The sequence below is a fragment of the Streptomyces sp. RLA123 genome, assembly GCF_056270165.1.
In genome coordinates this window covers 7,166,584-7,186,263 of the sequence record NZ_JBWDOR010000003.1, presented here as the reverse complement: position 1 = coordinate 7,186,263, position 19,680 = coordinate 7,166,584, and the positions used below count along the sequence as shown (strand labels likewise).

Sequence of the window (19,680 nt, the reverse complement as noted above, 5' to 3'; positions counted from 1 at the left end):
TGACACATGACGCCTATTCGTCACAACACTCGGACGGCGGTGGATCCGGTGCTCGACGCGGTCCGCGACTGCGTCCTGGCCGTCGGCGTCCGCCGTACGACCCTCACCGACGTGGCCCGCCGGGCCGGCGTCTCGCGCATGACCCTGTACCGGCGCTGGCCCGATGTGCGCACCCTGGTCGGGGATCTGATGACCCGTGAGTGGGTGGGCGTCGCGATGGACACGATTCCCGCGCACACCCAGGACCCCGACATCCGGACACAGCTGGTCGGCGGGCTGGTGGACGGCGTCCGCGCGTTCCGGACGCACCCGTTGTTCGTCAAGATCGTCGACGTCGATCCCGAACTGCTGCTCCCCTACGTACTCGACCGCCGCGGCGCCAGCCAGGACGCGCTGCTGCAACTGATCACGACCGCACTGGAGGAGGGCCACGCCGACGGCTCGGTCCGCCGCGCCCACCCCGCCCGGCAGGCGCGGGCCGTGCTGCTGCTCGTGCAGTCGTTCACGCTCTCGCTGCGCACCATGACCGACGAGGACGACCCCGACCTGAACTCGGCCGCGTTCCTCGAGGAACTGCGGACCATGCTGGAGAGGACCCTGACGCCATGAGCCCCACGAGCAACCCGGCACCGTCCGCCCCGTCCGCGTCCCCCGCCGCTCCCGGGTCGTCGCTGTCCGCGGCCCGGCGCGCCCGCGAACTGGCCGAACTCGCCGGTGGCGGCGGCATCGTGGACGTCCTCGTCGTCGGCCTCGGCGCGACCGGCGCGGGGGCGGCGCTCGACGCCGCCTCTCGCGGCCTGTCGGTCGCCGCCGTCGACGCCCACGACCTGGCCTTCGGCACCTCCCGCTGGAGCTCCAAGCTCATCCACGGCGGTCTGCGCTACCTCGCCTCCGGCCAGTTGGACGTCGCACACGAGAGTGCCGTCGAACGCGGCGTGCTGATGGAGCGCACCGCCCCCCACCTCGTCCGGGCGCAACCCTTCGTGCTCCCGCTCACCCCGCTGGTCTCGCGCGGCCAGGCGGCCCTGGCCTGGACCGGCTTCCGGGCCGGCGACGTGCTGCGGCTGGCCGCCCGCACCTCGCGCGCCACGCTGCCGGCACCGCGCCGGCTCTCCGCCGTGGAGACCCGGCACTTCGCCCCCGCGCTGCGCCTGTCCGGGCTGCGCGGCGGCCTCCTGTCCTGGGACGGCCAACTCACCGACGACGCCCGCCTGGTGACGGCGATCGCCCGCACCGCCGCGGCGCACGGCGCACGCGTCCTGACCCGGGTCCGCGCGGTGGCGCTCACCGGCTCCGGTGCCCTGATACGCGACGAACTCACCGGCGAGGAGACCGAGATCCGTGCCCGCGCCGTGATCAACGCCGCCGGGGTGTGGGCCGGCGGACTGGTGGACGGCATCCGCCTGCGGCCCTCGCGCGGCACCCACCTCGTCCTGCGCTCGGCACCCCTGGGCGACGTCCCCGCGGGCCTGCACATCCCGATCCCGGGCCAGACCAACCGCTTTGTGCTCGTGCTGCCGCAGGGCGACGGGCGGGTCTACGTCGGACTCACCGACGAGCCCGTCGACGGCGACATCCCCGACGTGCCCGAGGTCCCCGAGACCGACATCGGCTTCCTCCTCGACGTCCTCGGCACCGCGCTGGACACCACGGTGGGGCGCGAGGACGTCGTCGGCGCCTTCGCCGGACTGCGGCCGCTCCTGGACAGCACGACGGACGGCGCCGGGCACACGTCCGACATCTCCCGCAAGCACGCGGTCCTGACCTCGGGCGACGGCGTCGTCACCGTGGTCGGCGGCAAGCTGACCACGTACCGGCGGATGGCGCAGGACGCGGTCGACGCCGCGGTGTCCGCCCGCGGCCTCACCGCCGGGCCGTCCCGCACGACGTCCCTGCCGCTGGTGGGCGCGGCCCCGGTCGCGGAGTTGACCGGACTCGCGGCACCGCGCCGACTGGTGCGGCGGTACGGCACCGAGGCCCCGGCGGTCCACGCGCTGGGCGCCACCGAACCGGCCCTGCGCGAGCCCGTGGTGCCAGGGCATCCGGTGACCCGGGCCGAACTCGTGTGGGCGGTGCGCCACGAGGGCGCCCTCGACGCCGCCGACCTCCTCGACCGGCGCAGCCGCATCGGCCTGGTCCCCGCGGACCGCGACGGGGCCGTCAAGGCGGCGGAGGAAGCGCTGGCCCGCGCGGCCGAGGGCTGAGGGCTGAGGGCTCAGGGCTGAAGGCCGAGGGCACTGTCTGGATGGGCCGGGGAAGGAGTGCGCCCGGCGCGGTCGCCGGATTTCCCGGGAACGCGCTCACTCCGGGCAGTTTCGGCGGTGCCGCCGCCTGGGCGTATTCCCGCCCGTCGACGCTGGACATCACGGTCCGGAATTCCGCGCAGGCAAGCGACCGGTGCCGTCCGGAAAGGCCGGCGGAGGCGCGGAGTGCGGTCCGCGCAAAAGGGCGTCGGCACCGCGGCGCGCATCCTCATCGCTCTGGACAGGTGAAACAGCGCGGAACGGGGGGTGTTTGGGGACCGACATCCGGGGCACCCGAAAAACGCGGTGAGCGGCGCAGTCGGGTGCCGGACACCTCTCCGGCCGGCCACCCGACTGCGCAACCGAATTCCCGTCGTCAGGCATTCGTTCTCGGGAGGCACACGTGGTTCCCCTTTTGCTGGTTCTGCTTCTGGCCGTCATCCTGTTCGGGGCCGGTTTCGCCCTCAAGGCCCTGTGGTGGGTCGCCCTGATCATCCTGGTGCTGTGGCTGCTCGGGTTCGTCATGCGCGGCACCTCCTCGGGAGGCGGCCGGTCGCGCTGGTACCGGTGGTGACCTCACTCTGACCCCCTGCGGACGGCGGCGGCCCTCGGGCCGCCGCCGTCCGCATGCCCTCATGCCCGCGTGCCCGCACCCGGCGCACGGCCGTCCTGCGTGACACCCCGAAGCGGGGGTAAGCGGCTCATACATACCGTCCGGCCCGTGCCGCGGACTGTCGAGGAGAGACCCATGCTCATGGCCCATCCCGCTGTGCTGAACGACCTCGTCGACCGCTACGAGACGCTGCGCGTGCTCGACCCGGCGGACCCCGAGGTCCGGCGCCGGATGGAGGACGTCTCGTACACGCTGTGCGTGGCGACCGGCACCAGCGAGGTGGACGCCGCCCTCATCGCCGCACGGCTGCGCCTGCCGGGTGCGACGCGCCTGGACGATTCGGCCGTCGCATGACGGCCGTCCGCACCGTCGGTGTCGAGGAGGAACTGCTGCTGCTGGACGCCGAGTCCGGCGAACCCCGCGCGCTGTCGACCGCCGTACTGGCCTCGGCACGCCGCGACCCGGCGGCCGCGGACGAGGTGTTCGAGCCGGAACTCCAGCGCCAGCAGCTGGAGTTCGCCACCCGGCCGCAATTCCGGATGGAGGACCTGAGCGCCGAGATCACCCGCTGGCGGGGCGAGGCGGCCCGGCACGCCGAGGACCTGGGAGCCCGCGTCGCCGCACTCGCCACCTCGCCGCTGCCGGTGGATCCCGCCCTCAGCACCGGCGAGCGCTACCGGTGGCTGGGTGAGCAGTACGGGCTGACCACGCAGGAACAGCTCACCTGCGGCTGCCACGTCCATGTGTCCGTGGAGTCCGACGATGAGGGCGTCGCGGTCCTGGACCGGATCCGCCCGTGGCTGCCCGTCCTGCTCGCGCTCAGCGCCAACTCCCCGTTTTGGCAGGGCCAGGACAGCGGGTACGCCAGCTATCGCAACCGGGTGTGGGGCCGCTGGCCCTCGGCGGGCCCGGTCGAGGTCTTCGGTTCCGCCGACCGCTACCACGAACTGGTCGCATCGATGGTGGGCACGGGCGCGCTGCGCGACGAGGGCATGGTCTACTTCGACGCCCGGCTGTCCCGCGCGTATCCGACGGTGGAGATCAGGGTGGCCGACGTCTGCCTCGAGGCATGGCACACGGCCCTGCTCGCCACCCTCGTACGGGCCCTGGTGGAGACCGCGACCCGGCAGTGGAACGACGGCGAGCCGCCGGCGCGCCACAGTGTCGCGCTGCTGCGGCTGGCGACATGGCGGGCGGCCCGCGAGGGGCTGGGCGGACGGCTCCTCCATCCCCTCGGCATGGAGCCCGTTCCCGCCGAGGCGGCGGTGCGCGCCCTGTTCGAGCACGTACGCGACGCCCTGGAGGACAACGGCGACCTCGTCCCTGCCCAGGAAGCCCTCGCCGGCCTGCTGAAGGCGGGCAACGGCGCCTGCTTCCAGCGGAACCTGCTGGAGCGGGGCGGCGACCTGCGGGCCGTCGTCGCCGCCTGTGTCCGGCGTACCCGGGGATGATCCGGGACGCCGTCCCGCGGCGGCTACTCGCGCGGCAGTTTGGTGGCGGTGTCGAGGTAGAAGGCGTCGATGCTCTGCACCGCGCGGTTGAAGTCGTCGAGGTTGACCGGCTTGGTCACGTAGGCGTTGGCGTGCCGCTGGTAGGCACCGGCGACGTCGTCGGGCGCGGCGGACGTCGTCAGGACGACGACCGGGATGGCGCGCAGATCGTCGTCGGCCTTGAGGATCGCCAGCAGCTCCCGGCCGTTCATACGGGGCATGTTGAGGTCGAGCACGATGAGGTCGGGGCGCGCGTTGCTCTCGTCGCGCAAGTAGTCCAGGGCGGCGACGCCGTCCTCGACCTGGGTGAGGTTGCGGGCGCCGCGCTCGGACAGGGCGTCCCCGATGAGCATGGCGTCGGCGAGGTCGTCCTCGACCAGCAGCACGTCGTAGGGGCGGGGTGAGGCGATCATCATCATCGGCTCCGGGTCCATTCGGTGCCTCGCACGAGGCGGTGGGGGGATTCGGTGGTCACGAGGCCGGGCCGGCGCCGACGGCCACCTTGGCGGCGGATGGCGGGCCCGGCCGGTCCGCGGACGGCCCGCGCCGGCTGCCGCCGGTGGGCCGGCACAGGGTGATCGGCCGGCGCCTCCGCGGCGACTCCCTGCACGGTGGGGCGCAGGAGGGAGTCGATGCCGGGCATGGGCCCCACCCTAGGGGGTCGCGATCACATAGGACAACAGACGTTGTCGCGAGGACGGCTACAGTGAGTGCCTGCCGCACGAAGTCACGAGCGGCCGCGGCGGCGGGCAAAGACACCGATTCGGCATCAGAAGGGGCTGCGACGTGGTGGACGAGACGGGCCGGCTTGCGCGGTGGACGACCCGCCGCTGGCTCCGGGTGGGGGTGAGCGCGGCCCTCGCGGTGCTCGCCGTCCTCGGTGCGCTGGGCATATGGTCGCTGGACCGGAGCACGACGCTCACCCGCCAGCTGGTCGACACGCGCTCCCCCGCTCTGGTCAACGCGATCCGGCTGGAAGCCGCCCTGGTCAACCAGGAGACCGGAATCCGCGGTTACGGCCTCACCGGGCAGCAGGACTTCCTCACCCCGTACACCGAGGGTCTGGCGAACGAGACGACCGCGCTGGAGCGGCTGCGCCCCCTGGTCCGCGATGACGTGAGGGCGAGGACGGACCTGGCCGAAGTGGTGAGCGCTGCGGAGTCCTGGCAGCGGACCGTCGCCCGTCCCATCGCCGGCGCCCCGTCCGACGAGGCAGTCCGGCTGGCCACCGACCGCGCGGACACGGGCAGGTCGGCCTTCGACTCCGTCCGCAGGGCCATGACCCGCCAGCAGAACCACCTGCGGGACGCGCGGCTGGAGGCCGGGGACAAGCTCGACCGGTCCATCGTCCTGCGGAACTGGGTGTTCGCCGCGGCCGCCGTCCTGATCGTGGTGCTGGCGGCACTCGTCTTCGAGGGCCTGCGGCGCGGCATCACCGACCCGCTGACCCGGCTGAGCGACGACGCCCGGAAGGTCGCACGGGGGGAGTTCGAGCACCCCATCACCCCGACCGGTCCGGCCGACCTGCGGCGACTGGCCGGCGACGTGGAGGCGATGCGGCGGCGCCTGGTGGACGAGCTCGCGTTCGCCGAGCGGGCCCGGCAGATGCTGGACGAGCAGGCCGCGGAACTCAAGCGCTCCAACGCCGAGCTGGAGCAGTTCGCGTACGTGGCCTCGCACGACCTCCAGGAGCCGCTGCGCAAGGTGTCGAGCTTCACGCAGCTGCTCCAGCGCCGCTATGGCGGGCAACTGGACGACCGGGCCGACCAGTACATCGGCTTCGCCGTGGACGGCGCGAACCGCATGCAGACCCTCATCAACGACCTGCTGGCCTTCTCCCGGGTCGGGCGGATCCACAACGAGCACAGCACCGTGGACCTGGACGCCGTCGTCGACCGCACCCTGGACTCGCTGAGCGTGGTCCTCGAGGAGTCCGGCGCCGAGGTCACCAGGGACCCGCTGCCCAGCGTCGTCGGGGACACCACCCAACTCGGCATGCTCTGGCAGAACCTGGTCTCCAACGCCGTCAAGTTCCGCCGTCCCGAGGTGCCGTCGGGGATCCATCTGGAGGCGGTCCGCGACGGTGACATGTGGCACTTCGCGGTGACCGACAACGGAATCGGCATCGACCCGGAGTTCGCCGAGCGGGTCTTCGTGATCTTCCAGCGCCTGCACACCAAGGACGCCTATCCGGGCAACGGTATCGGCCTGGCGATGTGCAAGAAGATCGTGGAGTTCCACGGCGGGACGATCGGCGTGGACCCGGAGCACACGCCCGGCACCCGCATCGCCTTCACCCTGCCCGTCGCGGTCGCCGCAGCGGACACCGCCGCGGACACGACCGCGGACAGCACCGCGGAGCCCGGCTCCAGATGATCCCCGCCCCCGCACCCGTGCAGGAACCGCCGTACCGCATCCTGCTCGTGGAGGACGACCCCGGCGACGCGCTGCTGGTCACCGAACTCCTCGCCGACACCGGACTGAGGTACGAGCTGACCTGGCACAAGACGCTGGCCGAGGCGCGCTCCGAGCTCGCCGCGCAGGCCGCCGACTGCGTGCTGCTCGACCTGCACCTGCCCGACGCCAGCGGGCCCGCGGGCGTTTCGGCGGTCCAGGGAGCCGCACCCGACGCCGCGGTCATCGTTTTCACCGGCCTCGCCGAGTCCCAGGCCGGTCGCGGGGCCATGGCGGCGGGTGCCCAGGACTACCTGGTCAAGGGCAAGGTCGAGCCCGACCTGCTGCAACGCGCCGTGCGCTACGCGGTCCAGCGCAAGCACGCCGAACGCGCGGCGGCCGCGCTGCAGGCCGGCGCCCTGCGCGCCGAGGAGAACTCCCGCCTGGAGCGCGGGCTGCTCCCCCAGCCCCTGCTGACCACGGACGAGGTCACCGCCACCACCCGCTACATCCCCGGCCGTGAACGCGCCCTGCTCGGCGGCGACTTCCTGGATGTCGTGCAGACCGGCGACGGGCTCGTGCACTCCGTCATCGGGGACGTCAGCGGCCACGGCCCCTACGCCGCGGCTCTGGGGGTCTGCCTGCGCATCACCTGGCGGGCACTCACCCTCGGCGGCCACCGAGGGCACGACCTGCTGCGCCTGCTGGAACGGATCCTGGTCGCCGAGCGCGCACAGCCGGACCTCTTCGCCACCTGCACCCTGCTCACGCTCGACCTGTCCTCACGGACGGCCACCATGCACCTCGCCGGGCATCACGAACCCCTGCTCACCACGGCGGGCGTCACCCACCCGGTCGAGGCCGGGCACGGTATCGCGCTGGGCATCATGCCCGATCTGGCGCACTGGCCGGCCACCACGTTCGCCCTTCCCGCGCGGGGGGCGCTCACCCTCTACACCGACGGCCTCGTCGAGGGCCACACCGGCGGCGACGGCGAGCGGCTGGGTCCGGAGGGTCTGCTGGACCTGATCGGCCAGTTCTCCCAGGCCGACCCGGACGACCATCTCGACCGGCTGATCGCGCGGATCCGCGATCTCGACGCCGACCGCCACACCGACGACCTGGCCGTGCTGCGACTGGACTGGAGCGCCCCATGACCCCCCCGCGGACGACGACCTTGTGGCGTCCCACCGGCCCGGTGGAACTGGACCTGGTCCGCGCTCGGCTGGCGCGCCTGGCCGCCCCGGCTTCCGGAGCAGCCGATCTTCTACCCGGTCCTCAACGAGGACTACGCGATCAGGATCGCCCGGGACTGGAACGTCAAGCACGACGGAGCCGGTTTCGTCACCCGCTTCGAGGTCGGCACCGAATTCCTGGAGCGCTACCCCGTCCAGCAGGCCGGCGGGCGCACGATCCTGGAGCTGTGGGTGCCGGCCGAGGAGCTGGCGGAGTTCAACGCGCACATCGTCGGGGAGATCCAGGTCGTCCACGAGTTCCGCTGACCGCCGCGGCGGCCGGGAGCGGGACCGTAGCCTTGCCCGCCGGCCACGGGCACTGATCTACTGGCCGCACTGGCCTACCGGTGAGTAGTCTTCGTGTCGTCCCCGGACAGGAGAAGCGTCGTGACCGTCCCGTCCAGCAGTGCCGAGGCCTTCTTCGAGCGGATCGCCGAGGAACGCTTCGCCCCCACCGAGTACACCCGGGGCCCCTGGGACGCGCACAGCCAGCACGCCGGGCCGCCGGCCGCGCTGCTGGGCCGCGCGGTGCGCGAGCGCCCGGGAGCGCGGGAGGACATGCGGCTGACGCGGATCACCTTCGAGATCCACCGTCCCGTGCCACTGCTGCCCCTGACCGTGAGCACCCGTGTGCTGCGCGAGGGACGCAGCGTGGAACTGGTGGAGGCGTCGCTCGCGGCGGACGACGGCAAGGAGATCATGCGGGCCAGGGCGCTGCGTATCCGGACGGAGCCGGGGTCGGTGCCCGACGTCGCGCCGGGCCCCTCGGTGCCCGGGCCGCAGGAGTCGCGGACGGTGCCGTTCTTCCCGGTGCCGTGGGACGTCGGCTACCACACGGCGATGGAGTCGCGTTTCGCCGCGGGCTCCTACCTGGAGCCGGGTCCGGCGACCTGCTGGCTGCGGATGCGGGTGCCCCTGGTCGCCGGGGAGAAGACGGCCCCGCTGGACCGGGTGCTGGTGGCGGCGGACTCGGGGAACGGGGTGAGCAATGTGCTGGACTTCTCGGCCCACCTGTTCGTCAACCCCGACTTGACGGTGCACCTGCACCGCCACCCGGCCGGCGAGTGGGTCTGCCTCGACGCCCGCACCGTGGTCGACGGCGCGGGGATCGGCATGGCCGAGGCCGCGCTCCACGACGAGCGGGGGCCGATCGGCCGCGGGGTCCAGAGCCTCTTCGTGGCCCCGCGCGGCTGAGCGGGCGGGCGGGCCTGCCCCGTCAGAGGCCGGTCAGGGGTCGGTCGCGGTCAGAGGTCGGTCGCGTCCTCGGCGTGGCCCTCGGAGAACTCCCACCACGCGAGCGGAAGCCAGTCACCGTCCACGAAGGCGTCGACCGACGACCCGCGCCCGTTGATGATCACGGACGTGCCCACCGGGTAGGTCGCGCCGGACAACCCCGGCACGGGGACCAGGAGGGTTCCCAAACGTTGCGCCACTGTTCCCGCCTTCCTTGGAAATCAAACCGAAATCGCCCGATACGAGGTAAAGATTAGCTGGCTTGTCCCATTCCTCCCATGGGGGCAGCATGAGAAATAGGTCACGCGAGGCGAACGACCGCGTCCCCTCACCGTCCGTTCTCACCGCGGCACGCCGGGCCGACGGCCCCGTTCGCCATCCGGAACGTACGAGAGCACGACACCAACGGAGGTGTCAGGTGAAGGCCGTCGTCTACAAAGCACCCTTCGAAGTAGCAGTGGAGGAAGTCGAGAAACCCCGGATACAGCACCCCAACGACGTGGTCGTACGGGTGACGTCCACCGCCATCTGCGGGTCCGACCTGCACATGTACGAGGGCCGCACCGCGGCCGAGGCGGGCATCGTCTTCGGGCACGAGAACATGGGGATCATCGAGGATCTCGGTCAGGGCGTCACGACCCTCAAGAAGGGCGACCGCGTGGTCATGCCCTTCAACGTCGCCTGCGGATTCTGCAAGAACTGCTCGGCCGGCTTCACCGGGTACTGCCTCACGGTGAATCCGGGATTCGCCGGCGGAGCCTACGGATATGTCGCCATGGGCCCCTGGCCCGGCGGCCAGGCGGAATACCTGCGGGTGCCGTACGCGGACTTCAACTGCCTGAAGCTGCCCGCCGGCTCCGAGCACGAGACGGATTTCATCCTGCTCGCCGACATCTTCCCGACCGGATACCACGGCAACGAACTCGCCGACGTCAAACCCGGTGAGAGCGTCGCGGTGTACGGCGGTGGACCGGTCGGGCTCATGTCGGCGTACTCGGCCCTCATCCGCGGCGCTTCCAAGGTGTTCGTGGTCGACCGGGTGACCGAGCGGCTGCACAAGGCCGAGGAGATCGGCGCTGTCCCGATCAACTTCGCCGAGGGCAACCCGGTGGAGCAGATCAAGGAACACATGAACGGTGCGGGCACCGACAAGGGCATCGACGCCGTGGGATACCAGGCCCAGGCGAAGAGCCAGGACCGCGAGGAGCCCGCGGCCGTCCTCAACTCGCTGATCGACACCGTGCGCGCGACCGGGGCGCTCGGCATCCCGGGCCTGTACGTGCCCTCCGACCCCGGCGGCCCGGACGAGCAGGCCAAGAGCGGCAGGCTGCTGGTCGCCATCGGCCGGCTCTTCGAGAAGGGGCTGCGGCTGGGCACCGGGCAGTGCAACGTCAAGCGGTACAACCGGCAGTTGCGCGACCTCATCATCGAGGGCCGGGCCAAGCCGAGCTTCGTGGTCTCCCACGAACTGCCGCTGACCGACGCACCCTCGGCGTACGAGAAGTTCGACAAGCGCGTCGAGGGCTACACCAAGGTGGTCCTGCACCCGGATCAGAAGTAGCCGCGGAGCACGATCGTCACGGCCGGGGCCGCCACCCGGCGAAGGGTGGCGGCCCCGGCCCGTGCGCGCGTCAGGACAGTTCGGGACCCGTCGCGTCGATGAGCCCGAACACGGCGCCCTGCGGGTCCTGGACGACCGAGAGGCGGCCCGCCGACATGTCGAAGGGTGCGGCGAGCACATTGCCGCCCGCGCGGACGAGGGCGTCCACGGTGCTGTCGGTGTTGTCCACGGAGAAGTACGCCAGCCAGTGCGGCGGCGTCTGCGGCGGCAGGTTGTCCAGCCCCTGCGCACCCCCGACGACCCGGCCGTTCACCGTGAGGGAGAAGTAGTCGGAGGCGCCCTCCATCGGCTCGGTCGCCAGGCCCAGGGCGCCGGAGTAGAACGCCGAGGCGGCCTTGAGGTCGCCGGAGGCGAGCTCGCTCCACACCAGCGAGCCGGGCTCGTTGACGACCTGGGCGCCCAGGAAATCACCGGCCTGCCACAGGCCGAAGACCGCGCCGGTGGGGTCGGCGGCGATCGCCATGCGGCCGAGGGTCATGACGTCCATACCGGGGGAGAGCACCGTGCCGCCGTGCTTGGTGATCGCGTCCACCGCGGAGTCGGCGTCCGCCGTGGCGAGATAGGTGGTCCACGCCGTGGGCGGGGTGGGAGCGCCGTCGGGCGCCATCGTCGCCATGATGCCCGCGACGGGCTTGTCCTTGAGGGTGCAGACCGCGTAGCCGCCGGTCTCGGGCGGTCCCACCTCTCCCTGCCAGCCGAAGAGGTCGCGGTAGAAGTCGAGTGCCGCCTGCTGGTCGGGGACCATGAGGTCGATCCAGCACGGCGTGCCGGGCGGATAGGGGGACGTGGCGTAGGGCATGAGGGGCCTCCAGCGCATCGGGGTCAACGGTCCCGCCGTTGCGGTCATTCTGCGCCGCCCGGCACGGTTCGGGGGTGCGCCCCGCCGGATTCGTCCACTCCCGGCCACGCGGCCGGAGGCCGCGGGCGCTCAGGCCGCGGCGGTCCGGCCGCGGCGGTCCGGGCGTCGGCGCGCCTGCGCCCGGGCGGTCTCCGCGCCGATCCCCGAGGCGCCGCCGGTGACCACGGCACGGCGTCCGGCGAGGTCCACGCCGTCGATCACGTCCTGGGCCGTGGAGGCGAGACCGACGGGGGTCGTGATGCGGGTCATGCGGCTCCTTGGCTGAGCGGACGGCGCGGTGCCGCCGTCCACGACGAGCCCGCGGCCGGGCGCGGGGCGCAGCCAGGTCCGTGCGGAGGCCGGTCGCGGCGGGGACGCGCTGCGGAGAGGTTGGACGCCGCCGGGCCGAAAATCTCACAGGCCACCTCTGCAACCTCGGGCGGCGGCACACGTCTGTGGGAGTGAAGGCGCCTTCGACCCAGCTCTCCCCCTGATGATTCGAGGAACGGAATGACCGCACGTCACGCCATCGCGGGCCTGACCCGCCGGCACCGGGCACGTCTCGTGGTCGGTACGTCCACGGTCGCGGCGGCCCTGGCCCTCGGCGGCGCCGCCATGACCGCGCACGCCGCCACGCCGAAGCCGGCGCCGGCCCACGCCGCGCAGGCGGACACGGACACCGGGGCACCCGCACCCTCCGCTGTCCCGGCCCCGGCCCCGGCCCGCGGAGCGCACTCGGCTCCGGCGACCGCACCGGTACCGGCCCAGGCCCGCGGAGCGGCCCCCGCACCCGCGAAGGGCGAACCGACGCCCGTACCGGAGCAGGCCCTGACCGGCACCGCGCCCGCGCCCGTACCGGCCCGTTGATCCGAGGCGGCCGCCGGCCCGCCCCGGCCTGGCGGCCGCCTCCCGAACCGCTACCCAGGAGATCCATGAGCACTGCGGCTGTGGGGTCGCGCCCCTCCCTCCCGGCAACCCCGCTCCGGCATGTCTGGGTGCGGCTGCGCAGTGTCGTGTCCAAAGACGCCCGGCGGCCCGAGGCGCGAGCGGTCCCCCCGCCGTCGCGGGCGCGTACCGGACGGGCCGGACACACCTCGCCGCCGGAGATCGACGAGCTCTACCACCACCGCCGTCTCGACCTCGTACGGCTGGCGCTGTTCCTGGTCGACGACCTGCCCACCGCGGAGGACGTCGTGCAGGACGCCTTCGCCGCGCTCTACCGCCGGCACGGCGAACGGCTGGCGGGCGTGGACGACCCCGAGGCGTACGTGCGCACCAGCGTGGTCAACGGGGCCCGGTCCGTGCTGCGCCGGCGCAGGACGATGCGGGCCCACGTCCCGGAGCGCGAGGGGCACGCGCCCCCGCCGGAGGAGTATGTGCTGCTGCGCGAGGAGCACCAGGAGGTGCTGACCGCGCTCGGGCGGCTGACGCGCAGGCAGCGTGAGGTGCTCGTCCTGCGCTACTGGTCGAACCTCACCGAGGCCCAGATCGCGGACACCCTGCGGCTGTCGCGCGGCACGGTGAAGTCCACCGCGAGCCGGGCGCTGGACGCCCTGGCCCGCCGCTTGGAGGCATCGTCATGACCGCTGTCGTCCACCGGCCCGACCGGGCCCGGACCGAGGGACTGCTGCGCGCCGCACTGGACGCGAAGGCCCGCACCGTGGGGCAGGACAGCCTGCGCCGGGCGGCACCGCCGTCTGCCGTACCCCGCCCGCGGGTGCGGATGCGTGCCACCGCGGCGGCCGTGATGGGGCTCGCGGCGGCAGTGGCGTGCGTGCTGCTCGCCGTGTCCGCCGCGCAGCGGGAGGACGGCCGTCCCGTGCCGCCGGCCAGTCCCACCCACTCCCCCACGGCGCCGGAGCAGCGGCGTGGCGAACCGTTTCCCTCGCCGGTGCCGGACGCCACGGCGCCGGCCGGCACGGTACCGGGCCCGAACGTCGAGCCGCGCCCCGGGGCGAGCGGGCCGGGACCGGCCGCCGTGGCACGGTGAGCCGGAGGGCTCAGCCCGGGGTTCAGCAGAACCAGCCGTCCTGGACCCCGCCGGGGCGGTTGATGTCGCCGTGGGCGAACCCGTAGGCCCGGCCGCTCTGCTCGCTCTCCCTGGTGAAGGTCCGGCCGGTGCAGAGGGTCGCCGTCCAGGCGCCGCCAGGGGCGGTGCGCACGTGCGGGTCCTGGCCCGCAGACGGTCTCGCGCTGTCCGATGGCGCCGTTGGCCGCCTGGGCGGGCCCCGCGGTCATCAGCAGGCCCGCGGCCAGGGCGACGGCAACCGCGGCGGCGCGCGCGATCCGGACAGTGCGGAGCACGAGTACGGGCACGGTGCTTCCTTCCTGGGTCGCGGTGCGGTGGCGGACCGGCGGGCGGATCACCACGAGCCGTATCCGCCGAGGCACTCGTCGCGGACACGACCCCGGTCGCCCTTGCCGATGTCGAGGGTGGCGGCCCGGCCGTTGCGGACGGGGTGGGCGCCGCGGGTGTGGCCGACCTTGTTGCCGTAGCCCAGGACGCGGATCAGGCCGCTGGGTCAGGAGGAACTGTCGTCGGCGTGGAAACCGGCGCTCTGGCACACGATGATCGCGTGCTCGGGCGGCACCACCGCGTGCGCCGGCCGGGCCACGACCGTGACGGCCACATCGGCGGCCGTCGCGGCCGGCGCCTTCGTCGGGGTTGCTTTCGCGCGGCTGACATTCATCCCGCTCACGAGCCGCCGGTGCGCTCCGGAGGTGCCTCAGCCGCCGGGCGACGTTCGGTGTGCGCACCGTCGGCCCGCTCCTCGGCGCGGCTGAGGGCGGCGGCGCGGGTGTCCGGCATGAGGACGTAGACGACGAGCGAGACCAGCGCGCAGGCGGACACGTACCAGAAGAACGCGCTCTCGTGGCCCGCGTTCTTGAACCACAGGGCCACGTACTCGGCCGTCCCGCCGAACAGCGCGTTGGCGAGCGCGTACGGCAGCGCGACGCCCAGCGCCCGTACCCGGGTCGGGAACAACTCGGCCTTCACCGCGGCGTTGATGGAGGTGTAGCCGGTGACGACCGTGAGGGCGATCAGGGACAGCCCCAGAGCGGGCCAGTAGGACGTCGCCGAGCCGAGCGCGGTCATGACGGGGTACGTGCAGACCGTGCAGCCGACGCCGAAGGCGATCAGCAGGGGACGCCGGCCGATGCGGTCGGACAGCGCGCCCGCGAGCGGCTGGAGCAGCGCGAAGACGGCCAGGGCCGTGAAACTCACCAGCGTTGCCGTGGTCCTGGCCATCCCGGCGCTGCCGATGAGGTACTTCGTCAGATAGGTGGTGTACGTGTAGTAGGCGACCGTCCCACCGAGGGTGAGCGCCATGACGAGCAGCGCCTGCCGCCGGTGCTGCCACAGCAGGGCCAGCGATCCCCGCGCGTCTGCGGGCTCGGCGGCCTCCTCCGCGAAGGCGTCGGTCTCCTCCAGGCGGCGCCGGATCCACAGCACCACGACCGCGAGAGCCGCGCCCAGCACGAAGGGGATGCGCCAGCCCCAGTCCGTCAACTGCGCTTCCGTCAGGATGTGCTGAAGGGTGATCAGGACCGCGAGTCCCAGCAACTGGCCGCAGGTCATGGACACGTACTGGAAGGAGGAGCCCAGCCCGCGCCGGTCGCGCGCCGAGACCTCCGTCAGGTAGGTGGCGCTGGCCGCGTACTCGCCGCCGATGCTCAGCCCCTGCAACAGCCGGGCGACGAGCAGGACGAGCGCGCCGAGCGGGCCCGCTTCCGCATGGGCCGGGGCGACCGCGATCAGCAGCGCCGCGACCGACATCATGGTGACGGTGAGCGCCAGCGCGCTCTTGCGGCCGTGCCGGTCGGCGGCCCTGCCGAGCACCCAGCCGCCGACCGGGCGCATCAGGAAGCCGACGGCGAAGATCCCGGCGGTGTTCATCAGCCGCGTGGTCGGGTTGCCGCCGGGGAAGAAGGACTCGGCGAAGTAGACGGCGAAGCTCGCGTAGACGAACCAGTCGTACCACTCGACGAGATTGCCCAGCGATCCGCCCGCCAGGGCGAGGCGGCGCCGGCCGCGCTCGTCCCCGGGCGGCCGTGCCGCCTTGGCGGGAGGCTGCGGCGTGGCGGCGTTCGAGGACATGGCGGCTCCAGGGGAAGGCCCGGCGGGGGACGGGGTCCGGCGCCGAGGTCCAACGTGCCGCGCCGCGCCGCGGTTACGGGACGCCGAGCTCGAAGAGCGCGTACCCCGCGTACGAGCCCGAGGCCAGGGCCGCCATCCCCAGCAGCGCGACCCGGTGCGGGGCCTTGAGCCGGGCGAGGGCCAGGGCGAGCGGGATGAACAGCGGGAAGCCCGGCAGCAGGTAACGCGAGACATTGCAGAAGATCTGCTGGGTGCCGAGCACCGTGACCACGGTGAGCACCGTGTAGACGACCAGCTCGACGGGCGGCCGCAGGCGGATCAGCAGCGGGATCAGCGCGATGTCCAACAGGACCACGGCGACGCCGATCAGATCGGCGAACGGGAACGCCGACAGGTAGTCGAAGCGGCCCACCGGCACGGAGGTGAACACGTCCACCGTGTACCGCCCCCAGTCGAAGGTGTGCGCCCAGGCGCCTTCCTGGAGCTTGAAGTAGCCGCCGTAGTCGCCCATGCGGTACCCCACCCAGACGAGGTAGCCGAACAACCCGAGCGGCGCGACCGCGATCGCGGTCAGCGGGCGCAGCACGCCGGAGCGCCGCCGGTCGCGCACCATGGCGAGCAGCGCGGCGACGGTGAGGGCGGCGATCAGCGCGGTGGCGGTGGGCCGGGCCAGACCGGCGGTGGCGGTCAGCAGTCCCGCCGTGATCCAGCGGCGGCTCATGACGGCGTGGCAGGCCCAGACCGCGAGGGCGACGTAGAGCGACTCGGAGTACCCCGTCCACTCCATGCCGGAGCCCGGCCACACGGCCCACAGCCCCGCTGCGGCGAGGCCCGCCCGGTGCCCGCCGAAACGCGCGGTGAGGGCGTACACCCCGAGTGCGGCGACGAACGAGCAGACGATCGAGACGAGCATCCCGGCGCCGTACAGGCCGAGGCCGGTGCACTCGGCGACCAGCCGCATCACCGCGGGGTAGAGCGGGAAGAAGGCCGCGGAGTTGCCTTCGAGCGTGATCAGGCCGGTGGCCCCGGGCACGGGGACCAGGGCGGGGTGGTAGCCGTGGGCGGCGATCTGCTGGTACCACCAGCCGTCCCAGCTGGCGAGGACGTCCCAGGGGCGTGCGCCACCCCCGAAGCGCGGGTTCTTCGCGCGGTAGTCACCCGCCCACTGCAGCAGCAGGAGGAAGACCGCGAAGCCGGCGAGCTTCAGCGTCCCGTACGTCGCGAGGACGCGGCCCCAGCGGGCGGCGCGGGAGGGTTCCGGGCGCGGATCCCCGACCGGGGGGCAGGCGTCGGCGGGCACGTCGAGGGTGCCGGGCACGAGGGTCATCGGGAGCCGGCTTCCGTCCGGGGGGTGTGCCGGCCGGGGAAGACCCAGGACCGCAGCAGCAGGAAGCGCAGGAGCGTGGCGGCGAGGTTGGCGGCCACCAGCGCACCGGTCTCGACGCGGTGTCCGGCGCCGGGTGCCGCGTGGTGCAGCGCGGCCAGGGCCCCGCTGGTGAGCGCCAGCCCGATCAGGAACGCCGCCAGCCCGCGGGCGTGGTGGCGGGCGGCGCCCTCGCGGCCGCGCACGCCGAAGGTGAGCCGGCGGTTCGCCGCGGTGTTGGCGACCGCGCAGACCAGCAGGGCGAGAGCGTTGGCGGCCTGCGGGCCGGCGGCGGGGCGGAGGGCCGCGTACAGCAGGAGGTAACCGGCGGTGCTGACCGCGCCGACGGCGGCGAAGCGCAGCAGTTGGGGGAGCAGACCGCCCGGCGGCCCGGTGTCCACGGCGCTGCGGCGCAGTTCGGCGAGCGGGAGCCGGCCGGCGGCCAGGGCACGGCCGATGCGCGCGACGCCGCGCAGGTCGGCGACGGCGGTGGACACGATGTGCACCCGGCTGTCGGGGTCGTCCACCCAGTCGACGGGCACTTCGTGGATGCGCAGGCCGGCGCGCTCGGCGATCACCAGCAGCTCGGTGTCGAAGAACCAGCCGCCGTCCTCCACCATCGGCAGCAGCCGTTCGGCGACGTCCCGGCGCACGCCCTTGAAAACGCACTGCGCGTCGGTGAAGCGGACGGCGAGGGTGGAGCGCAGGATCGCGTTGTAGCAGCGGGAGACGACCTCCCGTTTGGGCCCGCGCACCACGCGGGAGCCGCGGGCGAGACGGGTGCCGATGGCGATGTCGGAGTGCCCGGATATGAGCGGGGCGACGAGCGGGAGCAGCGCGGCCAGATCGGTCGACAGGTCCACGTCCAGGTAGGCCAGCACCGGCGCCGTCGAGTGGGACCACGCGGTGCGCAGCGCCAGGCCCCGCCCCTTCTCGGCCAGGTGCAGCCACCGCGCCTCCGGGAGTTCCTCGGCGAGGCGGGCAGCGATCAGCGGGGTCCGGTCGGTGCTGGCGTTGTCGGCGACGGTGATCCGGAACGGGTAGGGGAACGTCTCCCGCAGATGGGCGTGGAGGCGCCGCACGGACCGCTCCAGGTCGCCCTCCTCGTTGTGGACGGGCACAACCACGTCCAGGACGGGTTCCTGGTGCCGGGCCGGCAGCGGGACGCGTTCCCTCAGGGCACCGGGGGGTTCGTTTCTCATGGTCTGTCCGCATCTGCTCTCTGACCCGGGGCGCGCGGGAGCGCGCCGGGACATGCCGGGACGGTGCCGGGGCGGCCTGATGGGCGCGCCGACGGCACTACGGGCGTTCGAAGGGGTGGTGGCGCCGGGGCGCCCGGGTGCTATCCCGTGCCGGTGGAGTTCCCGTAGGGGCTGACCGGAGGGGAGGTCGTGGAGTGCGCCCCGCCCGACGCGCTGTCGGTGGAGGTGTCGGTGGCACTGGATGTGCCGGTGCCGGTCGCGGTGGCGGTCGACGGGTTCGCGGGGAGATCCGCGCCACCGGCGGGCCCGGTCGAGGTCCCGCCCGTGGCCGGGCCGCTCGGCGAGAACGTCGGGGTCGAGCTCGCGCTGCCGCTGGGGCTCGGGCTACCGGGCGAGGAGGTGCTCGGGTACGCCGTGCCGGACGTGGCCGCACCGCCGGGGCCGGCCGGCACCACCTGCCCGGACGAGGAACCGGGCAGCAGGACGAGGGCGCAGGCGATGGCGGTCACCGCGACCGCCGAACTGCCGGCCTGCCAGGCCGTACGCACCCGGCGGCGGACGGCGACACCGCCGCGCAGCCGCTCCCGGTGCCGCGGCTCGAAAGGGGTGTGCTCCTCGGAGGCGTGCATCATCCGCGCCAGCTGCCGCTCGAAGTCGTCCATGGAGTCCATCCCCTCTCCCTCCTCCCTCATGTCCCTCATCCCACCGGCTCGATGGCATCGGCCAGGAGCTGCCGAAGCCGCGCGATGCCGCGCGACGCGTGCGACCGGGCGGTGCCCAGCGGGCAGCCCAGCGCCTCGGCGACCTGCGCCTCCGGCAGATCCTGGTAGTAGCGCAGCACCACCGCGGCACGCTGCGGTGACGGCAGTTGCGCCAGGGCCGCCTCCAGTCTCGAGCGTTCGGCGACGGTGGCGGACACGTCACCGGCCGCGGCCCGTTCCGGCACCTCCCCCACCGGCCGCTCCCCCCACCAGCGCCGCCGTGCGGAGCGCGCCGCCGCCCGGGCCAGCACCTTGCGCACATACGGCTCGGGTGCCTGGGAGCCGACCCTCGGCCATGCGAACCACAGCTTGACCAGCGCCTCCTGGAGCAGGTCTTCGGCCCGGTGCCGGTCGCCACCGGTCAGCAACCGTGCAAGGTGGAACAAAGCGGACCAACGGGCTGCCACGAACTCATCGAACTCGTCCGTCCGCGTCGAACCCATCAGCACCGCCCCTGCCCTTCACAGCCTCTTGCACCTCTTGAAAGACGCCGGACCCCGCGCCACTATGCGCCCGGGGGCCGTGATCCCCGTCACACGCCTGCGCCCCCCGGTCCGGCAGGACGGGGGGCACGGGACGGACCGGGAG

Annotated in this window: 23 protein-coding genes and 1 pseudogene; 13 read left to right on the top strand and 11 right to left on the bottom strand. The window is 73.3% G+C overall.

Annotated features, from left to right (window positions below; genetic code table 11):
- Window positions 1–6: 6 nt before the first annotated feature.
- From RV983_RS33085 to RV983_RS33065, 5 genes are all read left to right on the top strand, one after another.
- The gene (locus RV983_RS33085) at window positions 7–609 is read left to right on the top strand and encodes a TetR/AcrR family transcriptional regulator (RefSeq protein ID WP_475989386.1); all 603 of its coding nucleotides are present in this window, start codon (window positions 7–9) and stop codon (window positions 607–609) included.
- Complete coding sequence (locus RV983_RS33080) at window positions 606–2,204, top strand: glycerol-3-phosphate dehydrogenase/oxidase (RefSeq protein WP_475989385.1); 1,599 nt, start codon at window positions 606–608, stop codon at window positions 2,202–2,204. Before RV983_RS33085 ends, RV983_RS33080 begins: the two co-directional genes overlap by 4 nt.
- Window positions 2,205–2,646: 442 nt before the next feature.
- Window positions 2,647–2,817, top strand: a complete 171-nt coding sequence (locus tag RV983_RS33075; RefSeq protein ID WP_360903042.1) for a hydrophobic protein — start codon at window positions 2,647–2,649, stop codon at window positions 2,815–2,817.
- A 174-nt stretch (window positions 2,818–2,991) separates the two neighbouring features.
- On the top strand, window positions 2,992–3,210 hold the full coding sequence (locus RV983_RS33070; protein ID WP_475989384.1) for a DUF5133 domain-containing protein: 219 nt from the start codon (window positions 2,992–2,994) through the stop codon (window positions 3,208–3,210).
- Window positions 3,207–4,307: a glutamate--cysteine ligase gene (locus tag RV983_RS33065; RefSeq protein ID WP_475989383.1), complete on the top strand. Its 1,101-nt coding sequence runs from the start codon at window positions 3,207–3,209 to the stop codon at window positions 4,305–4,307. Before RV983_RS33070 ends, RV983_RS33065 begins: the two co-directional genes overlap by 4 nt.
- A gap of 23 nt (window positions 4,308–4,330) precedes the next feature.
- On the opposite strand, the gene RV983_RS33060 is transcribed toward RV983_RS33065, so the two are convergent.
- The gene (locus RV983_RS33060) at window positions 4,331–4,762 is read right to left on the bottom strand and encodes a response regulator (RefSeq protein WP_475990532.1); all 432 of its coding nucleotides are present in this window, start codon (window positions 4,760–4,762) and stop codon (window positions 4,331–4,333) included.
- Window positions 4,763–5,132: 370 nt separating this feature from the next.
- Here RV983_RS33060 and RV983_RS33055 point away from each other — a divergent pair, with 370 nt between their 5' ends.
- From RV983_RS33055 to RV983_RS33040, 4 genes and pseudogenes are all read left to right on the top strand, one after another.
- The gene (locus RV983_RS33055; protein ID WP_475989382.1) at window positions 5,133–6,722 is read left to right on the top strand and encodes a sensor histidine kinase; all 1,590 of its coding nucleotides are present in this window, start codon (window positions 5,133–5,135) and stop codon (window positions 6,720–6,722) included.
- Entirely contained in the window at window positions 6,719–7,897 is a 1,179-nt protein-coding gene (locus RV983_RS33050; protein ID WP_475989381.1) for a PP2C family protein-serine/threonine phosphatase, read from the top strand. The genes RV983_RS33055 and RV983_RS33050 overlap by 4 nt, the downstream gene beginning before the upstream one ends.
- Window positions 7,894–8,242: pseudogene (locus RV983_RS33045) on the top strand (hypothetical protein). Before RV983_RS33050 ends, RV983_RS33045 begins: the two are co-directional and overlap by 4 nt.
- A 120-nt stretch (window positions 8,243–8,362) precedes the next feature.
- Entirely contained in the window at window positions 8,363–9,169 is an 807-nt protein-coding gene (locus RV983_RS33040) for a thioesterase family protein (RefSeq protein WP_475989380.1), read from the top strand.
- A 50-nt stretch (window positions 9,170–9,219) separates the two neighbouring features.
- Here RV983_RS33040 and RV983_RS33035 read toward each other — a convergent pair whose 3' ends face one another.
- The gene (locus tag RV983_RS33035; protein ID WP_475989379.1) at window positions 9,220–9,408 is read right to left on the bottom strand and encodes a hypothetical protein; all 189 of its coding nucleotides are present in this window, start codon (window positions 9,406–9,408) and stop codon (window positions 9,220–9,222) included.
- A 218-nt stretch (window positions 9,409–9,626) separates the two neighbouring features.
- On the opposite strand from RV983_RS33035, the gene RV983_RS33030 reads away from it, so the two are divergent.
- Complete coding sequence (locus tag RV983_RS33030) at window positions 9,627–10,769, top strand: glutathione-independent formaldehyde dehydrogenase (protein WP_475989378.1); 1,143 nt, start codon at window positions 9,627–9,629, stop codon at window positions 10,767–10,769.
- Window positions 10,770–10,839: 70 nt separating this feature from the next.
- On the opposite strand, the gene RV983_RS33025 is transcribed toward RV983_RS33030, so the two are convergent.
- Both RV983_RS33025 and RV983_RS33020 read right to left on the bottom strand, forming a co-directional pair.
- Window positions 10,840–11,628: a VOC family protein gene (locus RV983_RS33025; protein ID WP_475989377.1), complete on the bottom strand. Its 789-nt coding sequence runs from the start codon at window positions 11,626–11,628 to the stop codon at window positions 10,840–10,842.
- Window positions 11,629–11,757: 129 nt separating this feature from the next.
- Window positions 11,758–11,937 (bottom strand): hypothetical protein, encoded by a 180-nt coding sequence (locus RV983_RS33020; RefSeq protein ID WP_475989376.1) that lies wholly within the window; start codon window positions 11,935–11,937, stop codon window positions 11,758–11,760.
- Window positions 11,938–12,177: 240 nt separating this feature from the next.
- Between RV983_RS33020 and RV983_RS33015 the strand changes: the two genes are divergently transcribed.
- The 3 genes from RV983_RS33015 to RV983_RS33005 all read left to right on the top strand — a co-directional run bounded on the left by RV983_RS33015 (window position 12,178) and on the right by RV983_RS33005 (window position 13,657).
- Window positions 12,178–12,534 (top strand): hypothetical protein, encoded by a 357-nt coding sequence (locus tag RV983_RS33015; RefSeq protein WP_475989375.1) that lies wholly within the window; start codon window positions 12,178–12,180, stop codon window positions 12,532–12,534.
- Between the two features lie 65 nt (window positions 12,535–12,599).
- Window positions 12,600–13,250: an RNA polymerase sigma factor gene (locus tag RV983_RS33010; RefSeq protein ID WP_475989374.1), complete on the top strand. Its 651-nt coding sequence runs from the start codon at window positions 12,600–12,602 to the stop codon at window positions 13,248–13,250.
- Window positions 13,247–13,657 (top strand): hypothetical protein, encoded by a 411-nt coding sequence (locus RV983_RS33005; RefSeq protein ID WP_475989373.1) that lies wholly within the window; start codon window positions 13,247–13,249, stop codon window positions 13,655–13,657. The genes RV983_RS33010 and RV983_RS33005 overlap by 4 nt, the downstream gene beginning before the upstream one ends.
- 22 nt (window positions 13,658–13,679) lie before the next feature.
- Here RV983_RS33005 and RV983_RS33000 read toward each other — a convergent pair whose 3' ends face one another.
- From RV983_RS33000 to RV983_RS32970, 7 genes are all read right to left on the bottom strand, one after another.
- Window positions 13,680–13,829 carry a hypothetical protein gene (locus tag RV983_RS33000; protein WP_475989372.1) on the bottom strand — a complete coding sequence of 50 codons (150 nt, stop codon included), beginning with the start codon at window positions 13,827–13,829 and terminating at the stop codon, window positions 13,680–13,682.
- Window positions 13,830–14,189: 360 nt separating this feature from the next.
- Window positions 14,190–14,357, bottom strand: a complete 168-nt coding sequence (locus tag RV983_RS32995; protein ID WP_475989371.1) for a hypothetical protein — start codon at window positions 14,355–14,357, stop codon at window positions 14,190–14,192.
- A gap of 5 nt (window positions 14,358–14,362) precedes the next feature.
- Window positions 14,363–15,766 carry an MFS transporter gene (locus RV983_RS32990; protein ID WP_475989370.1) on the bottom strand — a complete coding sequence of 468 codons (1,404 nt, stop codon included), beginning with the start codon at window positions 15,764–15,766 and terminating at the stop codon, window positions 14,363–14,365.
- A 73-nt stretch (window positions 15,767–15,839) separates the two neighbouring features.
- A complete protein-coding gene (locus RV983_RS32985) occupies window positions 15,840–17,093 on the bottom strand; it encodes a hypothetical protein (protein WP_475989369.1) in 1,254 nt (417 codons plus the stop codon).
- Window positions 17,090–18,331 (bottom strand): bifunctional glycosyltransferase family 2/GtrA family protein, encoded by a 1,242-nt coding sequence (locus RV983_RS32980; protein WP_475989368.1) that lies wholly within the window; start codon window positions 18,329–18,331, stop codon window positions 17,090–17,092. The genes RV983_RS32985 and RV983_RS32980 overlap by 4 nt, the downstream gene beginning before the upstream one ends.
- A 140-nt stretch (window positions 18,332–18,471) precedes the next feature.
- Window positions 18,472–19,023: a cellulase gene (locus RV983_RS32975; protein ID WP_475989367.1), complete on the bottom strand. Its 552-nt coding sequence runs from the start codon at window positions 19,021–19,023 to the stop codon at window positions 18,472–18,474.
- 5 nt (window positions 19,024–19,028) lie between these two features.
- Window positions 19,029–19,535 carry a SigE family RNA polymerase sigma factor gene (locus RV983_RS32970; protein ID WP_475989366.1) on the bottom strand — a complete coding sequence of 169 codons (507 nt, stop codon included), beginning with the start codon at window positions 19,533–19,535 and terminating at the stop codon, window positions 19,029–19,031.
- Window positions 19,536–19,680 lie beyond the last annotated feature (145 nt).